Here is a 6,761-nt window from a genome sequence, read left to right on the forward strand (position 1 = left end):
GTTGATAGCCAGGCTACCCGCATCGATCTGCGACACCCCGCTGACAAACGTCGACCACGTATTCGTCTGTCCCAGGCTGGAACTCGTGCTGGCCGTGGTACTCGTCAGATTGACATCCCGTCCCGCCTGCAAGGCGACCGTATCGCCCTTGATCAGCGCCGCGATGTTATTCAGATCCTGGCGCGCATTCAGATTGACGTAGCTGCCCTGGATCGTCCCCGCCGAACTGTTGATGATGTTGTCGGCCACCATGATCGTGGCGTCGCGTGATCCCACGGTGCCCGTATTGGTGATGGTCCCGCTGGCCTGCAGCGTGGTGTTGCGACCGGCCATGAGCGTGCCGTCGCCCTTCAGATCGCCGTCCTGCACGACCAGATAGACCTGCGGGACCAGCACGGTCTGCGTGCTGCCGTCCGGCAGCGTGACCGTCTGGTCGACCAGCCACACCATGTCGCTGGTCAGGTGCTTCATCTGCTCGTCGCTCAGCGGCGTGCCGATTTGCAGGCCGTATTGCTGCGCGAAGGTGGCGCCGGCGGTCAGCAGGGCCTTGTATTGGGTTTCGTTGTCGGTGTAGTCGCCGACGAAGCGCTGGCCGGTGGCGGCGATGATCTGGTCGGTGACCAGTTTCTGTTCGTAGAAGCCGTCGCCCAAGCGCTTGAGCGTGTCGGCGTTCTGTAGATAGGGATTGGTGCCCGACGATGCGGTCGTGGCCCCTGAGGTCACTGCCGACGTCGCCGCGGCGGCGATCGCGGCTTGCGTGGGCGACTGGTTGGCTGCCGACGGGCCGCCGGCCGGGAACGACGTCGCCGCGGATGCGCCAGCACCCGGCCCGCGCACCGATACGGAACCCGGGGCAGCGACCGCGCCCGGCCCCGAGACTACGCCGGCACCGCCCAACAACGCCAGCAAGTAGTCGCTGGATATCGTCGGTAAGGCTTGATATCGATGACCTACACTTTCCCTTCAAAATAAGATAAACCTCCTGCCGACGTAGCTTGGGCTAGCGCCACGAGTTTGCCGCACGCCAAGACCTTGACATCATCCACGCTCTTTCTGCCAATATTTCGGCGTAATTGGCCGGCGCATCCGGCAAAAATACTTGTCAATTTCTGGGCGCCAGAGGGAGGCATATGCAACGTTGCAGCATTCAATTCCGCTACTCTGTGCTCCCCTTAGCAACCCTAAAGGGGACCCTTATAGGGTATGGCCAGCCGCGCGCAACCATTTTCCGCCTCAATTCGCTTGGACACCATAAACCACCCGTTCCGCTTCGATTTTCACGGCTGCATTGCAGGCAGAAAGACTTTCGCCACGCTCCCGCGTCGGGTTAGTTCATTGCGTCGCTAACCGTATGCGACTCAAGGCCTCGGATGTAGACCAAAAATCATGAGGGAACATATGGGTTGGCGGCCCCCCCCACCGATGAAACCAACTCGGCCATCTCAATTGCGTACTCACCATGTGTGTGCCATTTCCCCGAGGTGGGAGCAATGACATAAGCACCAGTAAAGGCAGCCGCAAAAGCTTTGCTCTCTGCCCCTGCAGGGGCCTCATGAAGCACCGATATGTAGTCACGATGCGACATATGCACATCCAGCTCTATGGCAGGATAGACCCCAAATCTCTCGTGGAACTGATTGCCTGAAGCTTCTATATCGTAGAAATAAACCGTAGCATCATCACTAAGATTCGCGAGCGCTATTACATAGTCCCAGAACCTCGCACCAGGAACTCTAGCCAGTCGAAATAAAGACATGACGCCCCCTTCGGCGCACTCTCCCCGCACAAGATTCGCAGGTTTTTTTGTCCGTAATGTCCTAATACAACTTTTGACTCGTAATGTAGCTCATATATTATTCGCTTAAACGGATTTTCCCGATGAGACCACCGTCCACCTGATAGTCGACCGACGGACCACCCGTAGAGGATGCGTTATTTCGAACCGTATAGCTTTTTGCCCTTTTCGTATACAGAGCTACGTCATTTGGACCTCCTTTCGGAGCAGCACTTAAACCAGCGTCCAACAGACTATCCTAAAATTCACGCCGTGTTAGACCGATCTTCGCGTTCGGGACGCTCTTGTCGATTGTGATGTCCTCCCACGAAAAAGTCGGTACATCGCAGTAATCGGGATCATCGTCCGAAATCTTGCCTAAGCAACACCCGTCTAAAACACTCGTCCACCGCTGTGAACCCCAAGACGGCATATGTGACGCAGCCCCGAGGGCGACTTCTTCTATAGCCTCTGGTCGGTCGCGAGCGGTCATTTTGTTCCTCAACTCGCTTGTACATCATTGACCCCTCATCCACTTCGCGCCGCGGATAGTAAAATCACTCCGAGCAAAAAATTCCCGTCTATTTAACGGCCTGACGTAATGCATCGGACATCTTGATGACCTGAGATCTGCTTTATGACGACACCTTCGACCACCCAAGAAACGAGCAAATTTTTAAGCTATATCCTGCGCCATGCGCCGGAATCTATTGGCTTATCCTTAGACAGTGACGGCTGGGCCGATATCTCTTCTCTGATAACGCTTTCGTCCAACCACGGGCACACTCTCGATCGAGCGGCGTTAGACCGCGTGGTCGCAACGAGCGACAAGAAGCGGTTCGCTATCTCCGAAGACGGTACGCGCATACGCGCTGTGCAAGGGCATTCCACACCATCAGTGCGCCGAGAATATCCTGAAAAAAAACCTCCACCCGTGCTGTACCATGGTACTGCGATACGATTTCTCGAGTCGATTCAACGACAGGGCCTGAATGCGGGTGCGCGACATCATGTACATCTGTCGAAGGACGTATCGACGGCCCTCACGGTAGGCAGACGCCATGGCAAACCGGTAATTCTGGAGATTCAGGCAGAGCATATGAGCCAACAAGGATATAAATTCTATGTGGCGGAGAACGATGTTTGGCTCACTAGTGAGGTGCCTGTGGAATTTATTAGCGTGCTAAACGCCAAATAATGAAGGCTGGCGTTTTTTGCAAAGATTCGACTTCGCAGCATACCGCTGCACAGGATCAATCGACTAGACGCGACTCTGAGAGAGAGGCCTTCGCGGCAAACACAGTGAGGATCTTGTTTTCCGAAAGCAAGATAAGGCTGTAGTGCTTGACAACACGTCGGCCGCCAAAGTGATTTATCCAAGCCCTGCTTGCATCAGAATCTGGATATTCAACCACCCCGCCCTTCAACAAGCGACTACCGCCACTTTCCTCAAACGGGAAGTCAAACATGCGCGGCCCTGGGAAAGCCTGCATGTTAAAAGCGCACACGGTGGTAAACCGTAACTCCCGCTCCCGCAATCCGTCCTCGGCGTCATATTGAATTGCTACGATAACGTCTGTTCTTTCCGAACGGAATTCTACTTCGCTCTCCCCATGCCCCGGAAGCCAATCGTAGAAACTGAGCACTTCTCTGCCACGGCCAATCTTCATCGTTTTGATCCTTTCGGTAGGGTTGCTGTACCGGATGGGGGCAACTTGTTGTTCGCTAATTGATCAGCAGCTAACTGATCGAACGTTATACCTCCCATGTCGGGCACCGGCATACCCGTTCGGTTTACGCCATACCACTGTGACCGCGGAACTTCGGCACGGCTTAGTGCAACTGATGTCCGCGTGTTTAGTATCAGCTTTGTACCATCGGCGGCAATGACATAGTCAAGCGGAACATCGCTGGGTTTGATCGCACCACTCTTTATCGCGGCCGCTAGATCATCGACTGTGTCAATTGGCGTTCCGGCAAGTTCGCTATATTTTGCAGCGCCCTCCGAACTAAACTTCTCTGACGCGCGAATTGACTTTTGTGCGAAGTTTGCGTCAGCGACAGTACCTTTCACAGCTACGCCAACGACGTTCTGAGCAGCCCCCGTAGCGACCTTGACTTCCTGCTGCGCGGCGGCAATTTGCCGTTGCGCTTTCGATGCACCTCCCGCCCCGCCTTCCGTTATAACGGCTAAGAGTAAATCCACCATGCGTTGGAGGAGATTCTGCTTCGTCTCTGCTTCACTCTTCCGCAAATCGGCGACTTGGGGAGCGGTCAGATATCCTCCTGATATCAATTGGGCATCAGAGACGGCTTGGTAACCCGAACCAAGATCCCTTGCCGCCATGTCCTCCACTACGAGCAGCGTATCGTCGTATTTCTTCTGGGCTTCTTTGATCTGCTTATTCACTACGGCAGCGTCGAGGCCCGTAAGTCCTTCCGCGAACTCTTTCAGAGCACTCAGATCAGCCGAGACAGTGCTGAGTAGGTCCGAACATCCCCCTCTACCCTCACAATGCCCCGCCAACGCCATATTGCGGTCGCGGCTAAGCGTTTCTAGCCTGTGCACTTCTGCCTCAGCTACCTGCTGGCACTGTATGTCGCCAGTCACACAGCTCTTCAGCCTATCCATGGCCTCAAAATACTGCGCCAACTCAGCGACCCGGAGATAGTTATTCTCCGTTTCCGTGACCGCCGATGAAGTCGCCGCCGCGATCTGCCTTCCGGTTACCGTCGCGATCCCTTCCACGATGGAAGCGACCAGATTTCTCCGATCCTCCTGCTCCTGCGGCGACATGCTTTTCGGATCACCGCCCAAGAGCGAGTTGATAACCGACCCTGCGGCGGCGCCCAAGGCGCCCGCGCTACACGCTGCACCGGTCGCGGCCGAGCCCGCGCAGCCGACGATCGCATGCAATGCGGCCCGCGCGGCTTCCGCCCCTGGGTTCGTACTAGGCGGCGATCCAGGAGCCGCGTCAGCGTCTCTCCCCAGCGCGTCCGCGATCTTCTTGACTTCACTCGCGCTCAGCGACTGAAAGTAGTTGACCGCACCCGCCTGGAGCATCTGCCCAACGCTGCCGCTTACGTTGCCAGCGGTCCCCGCGAGTACCGCATTCAGCACGATTCTGTACTTGCCGCTCGCCCCCCATTTGCTCTGAAGGTCCATGGCTTGTTGGAAGGCGGCTTCTTGTTCAGCGGGTGAGACGTCCTTGTCCGTAGCCTTCTTGAGCAGGTCCGCGATGTCCTTCTGGCGATACGACAAGAAGGTCGCGGCCTGCTGCTGTGCCGTCGTGACTATCTCAAAGCCCGCCTGTATCTTCTCCTTATCGAAGATCGGACTCAGGCTGTTCAGCGCTCCCGTTGTGTCATGGCTCAATGAAGCGATAGTTTCGGCAACGGTCTTTCCGGTAAGCGCCAGTTGACCGTCCGGGTTGTGAATAACGATGTCTGCCGCGCTTATTGCGCTGTGCGTTGTGGACTTGTCACTTCCGAATGCCACCGCCCAGGTAGGAGGCAGCGCTGACGCGCCACCGCTCGTCGGCTGGGTAGCGCCACTGCTATTAGTCTGCTGCGCGCCGCCCCAGGAATAACCACCACTCAAGCCGATTTGATAGCCGTTATAGTTCGCTGTGTTCTTGATGTCCTGGGTGAGAAGTGTCCCTGTACTGAGCCTATTGAGCCCATCCGAGATCGCTCGATCGCTACTTGCGATGACGCTTCCGACCAGGGTGGTGTTGTTTCTAACGTCAATTTGGAAACCACCATCGCCGGCCCACAAACCGGTTTGCTGCGTAACGGTTTGGAGATCGCTGTTGAGCTGGCCCTGGCTGTAGCTGCCGTATACGGAGCCGTTATTACAGTAACCGTAGCAGTACGTGCCGCCCGCGCTCGCGCTCTGATTGGTCGAATGATAGGTACTCCGATCCTGCAGACTCTGCAATAAAAGATCGCCGCCGACAGAGACCAGGATCTGATTTCCCTTTCCCGCAGCCCCAATGAGGGACGTGTCGCCTCCAGAGCTAATGGCGAGGATATTGCCAGCCGTGATACTGCTATTGGCCCAGGTAAGGTTGTCTCCATCCTCGGTAGCTTGCTCCGCAGTAGCGCTGCCCTTGACGATGAAACCCGCACCCCAGGTGCCGTGTCCATCGGTTCCAAGCATCACGCCTGCTCCAATCGTGCCGTCAGCGCTTTCGCTATTCGTGTGCTGGCTCGACGTGTTGCTGACGGCCTGCATCAGAATGTCGCCGTCTGCCTTAAGAATGGCGTTATTCCCCGCCGACAGCGACGACCCCAGCACCTTGATGTCGGAGTTCTTCCCGGCTCCAGTCGCCACAATCGTGAGATCGTTGCCGGCTGCTATCGTCGAACCCGAAACGGTACTTGACTCGCGGGTCGTGGTTGAAGAGCTCCTGCTGGCACCGTAATCGATGGTGATAGTTCCAGCCCCGCTGCCCCCTTCTTTCGGAGAGCGTGAGACCGAGTCTACGGTGTTACTACCAGCCAGTCCTATCGTCCCCAGAGCCAACGCCTGCATGATCGGATTGTCTGTCTTCTGCGCCGCGGTGGTCATCCGATCCGCGATCTTCACCATCTCTTGAACCGGACTGTCGATGGTCAGCGTGAAACCGCTTTGCTTGACTTCGTGAAACTCCTTCTCGTGATCAGTGTCGGCCACGGCGGCGATGGTGATGTCGCGACCAACCATGCCGATGTCACCCTGGCGCGCGACGACGTTGCTTCCGATGACCTGCAGGTTCTCCCCTGCGTTGATTAAGACATCGCCCTGTACGCTGCCCACGGTGCTGCCGGTATGGAAAACCTGGGTCCCATCCAACGTATCGGTGCTTTCCTTGTGGCCCTTGCTGAATCCACCCAAAGCGCCCCAACCCGACCGCGTTTCGCGTAGGTAATGGTTATCGTCGGTAGTGTTGGCCGCCGCATCGATCGTAGCGTTCCGCTCGGCGCTTATCGTCGTGTCGTGCAC

Annotated in this window: 5 protein-coding genes; 1 reads left to right on the top strand and 4 read right to left on the bottom strand. The window is 56.6% G+C overall.

All coding sequences use genetic code 11. The features are described 5' to 3' along the window. A partial coding sequence (locus ACNA0R_RS04070; RefSeq protein ID WP_415824642.1) for a hypothetical protein occupies positions 1-723 on the bottom strand: 723 nt, incomplete at its 3' end. Between the two features lie 661 nt (positions 724-1,384). After that, positions 1,385-1,756: a hypothetical protein gene (locus ACNA0R_RS04075; protein ID WP_415824643.1), complete on the bottom strand. Its 372-nt coding sequence runs from the start codon at positions 1,754-1,756 to the stop codon at positions 1,385-1,387. Between the two features lie 655 nt (positions 1,757-2,411). Between ACNA0R_RS04075 and ACNA0R_RS04080 the strand changes: the two genes are divergently transcribed. Further along, the gene (locus ACNA0R_RS04080; RefSeq protein WP_415824644.1) at positions 2,412-2,972 is read left to right on the top strand and encodes an RNA 2'-phosphotransferase; all 561 of its coding nucleotides are present in this window, start codon (positions 2,412-2,414) and stop codon (positions 2,970-2,972) included. A 55-nt stretch (positions 2,973-3,027) separates the two neighbouring features. Here ACNA0R_RS04080 and ACNA0R_RS04085 read toward each other — a convergent pair whose 3' ends face one another. Further along, positions 3,028-3,444: a hypothetical protein gene (locus ACNA0R_RS04085; RefSeq protein ID WP_415824645.1), complete on the bottom strand. Its 417-nt coding sequence runs from the start codon at positions 3,442-3,444 to the stop codon at positions 3,028-3,030. Then, a complete protein-coding gene (locus tag ACNA0R_RS04090; RefSeq protein WP_415824646.1) occupies positions 3,441-6,761 on the bottom strand; it encodes a hemagglutinin repeat-containing protein in 3,321 nt (1,106 codons plus the stop codon). The genes ACNA0R_RS04085 and ACNA0R_RS04090 overlap by 4 nt, the downstream gene beginning before the upstream one ends.

The organism is Bordetella sputigena, from assembly GCF_965137885.1.
Taxonomy (GTDB): Bacteria; Pseudomonadota; Gammaproteobacteria; order Burkholderiales; family Burkholderiaceae_B; genus Bordetella_C; species Bordetella_C sputigena.

What these genes read in the sequence shown, in the direction of transcription:
- ACNA0R_RS04075 (WP_415824643.1), bottom strand. Translation starts at nt 1,756, where the DNA reads ATGTCTTTATTTCGACTGGCTAGAGTTCCTGGTGCGAGGTTCTGGGAC.
- ACNA0R_RS04080 (WP_415824644.1), top strand. Translation starts at nt 2,412, where the DNA reads ATGACGACACCTTCGACCACCCAAGAAACGAGCAAATTTTTAAGCTAT.
- ACNA0R_RS04085 (WP_415824645.1), bottom strand. Translation starts at nt 3,444, where the DNA reads ATGAAGATTGGCCGTGGCAGAGAAGTGCTCAGTTTCTACGATTGGCTT.